The sequence below is a fragment of the Streptomyces sp. yr375 genome (assembly GCF_900110755.1).
GTDB lineage: Bacteria > Actinomycetota > Actinomycetes > Streptomycetales > Streptomycetaceae > Streptomyces.
Genome location: NZ_FOFF01000116.1, coordinates 1 through 1909 on the forward strand (window position 1 = coordinate 1; position 1909 = coordinate 1909).

Genomic DNA, 1909 nt, shown 5'->3' on the forward strand with positions numbered 1-1909 from the left:
CCACTCCTTGCCGCCACGCACCGGCCGTATCTGCACGCGGCCACCGATCTCACCCATGACGACGCCGATACGCCCGGTGCCGCTGTCCTTCGCCAGCTCACCGACGCCTGGTCTGGTCTGCTGATTGCTCGCCATGCACCCGAGCTTCGTGCCGACCACTAGGACGTCGGAACCACCGACAATCCCCACTTCAGGACGTCCCGCGTCGGGTAGAACGTCCCTAGTGCCGTCCCCGGATGTTAGGAGAGATTGAAATGGCAAACGAGAGACTACGTGCGGCCATGGCGGCCGGTGGCTGGACGTACAACGCCCTCGCGGGCAGGGTCGAAGTCGATCCCAAGTCCGTCGAACGATGGGTCAACCTGGGGCGTACGCCGCGTCGTGCCACAGCCATGTTGGCAGCAGAAACGCTAGGAGAAGACGTGCACGCTCTATGGCCATCGCTCAGGCAGGCACGCCCCGCCCGCGCCGTCAGCCCAGAACTTGTGGCTCTCTACGACCAGCGGGCGGACATCCCCGTATCCACCTTCGTGGACCTCCTGACCCAGGCGCGCGAGCAGATCGACGTGTTGGTGTACGCCGCCGTCTTCCTACACGAGGCGTACCCGAGACTCAACGAGCTCTTGAAGGAGCGAGCGGCCGAGGGCTGCACAGTCCGCATCGCGCTCGGCGACGCGGAGAGCTCGAACGTCCAACAGCGCGGCGACGAGGAGAAGTTCGGCCACGGCATCCAGTCACGTTGCCGCCTCGCGCTGATGCACTATCGCCCGCTTATCGGGACGCAGGGCATCGAGGTACGGACCCATGCCACGACGCTCTACAACTCGATCTATCGGGCCGACGACCAAGCACTGGTCAACGCCCACGTCTGGGGCGTGAACGCCTACCGAGCCCCTGTGTGGCACCTGCGCCGAAATGGGGAAGGCGGCATGTTCGAGACCTACGCTGACAGCTTCGATGCAGTGTGGGCGACCGCCAAGCCAGTACGAGAGAAGTGATCATGGCACGCACGGAGTACTACGACGACCCGGACGCCCCCAAGCCCAACAGTCTGGTCGTCGCCGCGTCCGCAGTGGTCACTGACGACGAGGGACGCATCCTCCTACAGCGCCGGCGGGACAACGATCTCTGGGCGCTGCCTGGCGGAGGCATGGAGATGACGGACTCCCTGCCGGGCACTGCCGTCCGTGAGGTGAAGGAGGAGACGGGCCTGGACGTGGAGATCACCGGTCTCGTCGGGACGTACACCGACCCGCGTCACGTCATCGCCTACACGGATGGTGAGGTGCGTCGACAGTTCAACGTCTGCTTCACTGCCCGCGTGATGGGGGGCCGACTCGCGATCTCGGACGAGTCCACGGAACTGCGGTTCGTCCAGCCTGAGCAAATCGATCAACTGCCGATGCACCATACGCAGCAGCTACGAATCCGTCACTTTCTGGAGCAACGTGAGCGGCCCTATCTCGGTTGATTTCGGCGTGCCTGGATCACGTAGATCGGCTAGGGGGACTTCGCGTTGAGCGCGGCCTTGGAGCGCCTGCGTTCCCCGCTCGATTGAAGACGAGGGGGGAATACGGGGCTTCTAGACCGTAGCTCTAGCGGGATACGGCTACAGGTTGCTGGGCGAGCCCGGAGGGTCGCTACCGTCCGGGAGCGGCTACCAGGGTTGCCGTACCTGACTGCTGTACCGGCCGTCGTACTCGGGGCAAGTTGGTGCGGACCCGGTCGGCCTCCCGGCAACATACCCATAGGTTGTGGTGGCCAGAGTCCTCAGCCTGGGAATCTGCGAGCATGTTGGCTTTGCTTGGGCGCTGACCTAAGCGTTGTCCCGTAAATGATCTTCGACGTGTTCGTTGGCCTGCCTGTTTCTTCGTCAGCCGGCGAGGGTGAGGTTGTGCAGGCGGGCGAT

Annotated in this window: 2 protein-coding genes; both read left to right on the forward strand. The window is 64.2% G+C overall.

Features of this window, described 5'->3' with window-relative positions:
* Nucleotides 1-254: 254 nt before the first annotated feature.
* A complete protein-coding gene (locus tag BMZ82_RS39070; RefSeq protein WP_093782117.1) occupies nt 255-998 on the forward strand; it encodes an XRE family transcriptional regulator in 744 nt (247 codons plus the stop codon).
* A gap of 2 nt (nt 999-1000) precedes the next feature.
* Nucleotides 1001-1471, forward strand: coding sequence for an NUDIX domain-containing protein (locus BMZ82_RS39075; protein WP_093782118.1), 471 nt, complete (start codon nt 1001-1003; stop codon nt 1469-1471).
* Nucleotides 1472-1909: the final 438 nt, after the last annotated feature.

Excerpts from the sequence above, each read along its gene's own strand:
- BMZ82_RS39070 (WP_093782117.1), top strand. The coding sequence starts at position 255 with ATGGCAAACGAGAGACTACGTGCGGCCATGGCGGCCGGTGGCTGGACG.
- BMZ82_RS39075 (WP_093782118.1), top strand. The coding sequence starts at position 1,001 with ATGGCACGCACGGAGTACTACGACGACCCGGACGCCCCCAAGCCCAAC.